We start from the raw sequence: 211 nt of genomic DNA, 5'->3' as shown, positions 1-211 counted from the left end.
CCGGACGACCGCCAACGCGAGTTCGATCACCTACCTGAACTCGTACCTCGCCGGCGTGGATCAGCGCGTCGACGCCCAGGCGCAGGCGGCGCAGTCGCTGACGACGCAGGTCCAGAACATCGACGGGCAGGTCTCGTCCCAGGCAAAATCGATCACGTCGCTGAGCACCACCCAGGACGGGCACACGGCACAGATCACGACGCTGGCCGCG

General features: G+C 67.3%; 1 protein-coding gene. It reads left to right on the top strand.

Features of this window, described 5'->3' with window-relative positions:
- Positions 1–211 (top strand): hypothetical protein (locus A5481_RS34910; protein ID WP_197514283.1); only part of this gene is annotated, 211 nt, incomplete at both ends.

It is taken from the genome of Methylobacterium platani (genome assembly GCF_001653715.1).
GTDB lineage: Bacteria > Pseudomonadota > Alphaproteobacteria > Rhizobiales > Beijerinckiaceae > Methylobacterium > Methylobacterium platani.
The sequence above is the reverse complement of the archived record's forward strand: the minus strand, read 5'-3'. Positions and strand labels throughout refer to the sequence as shown.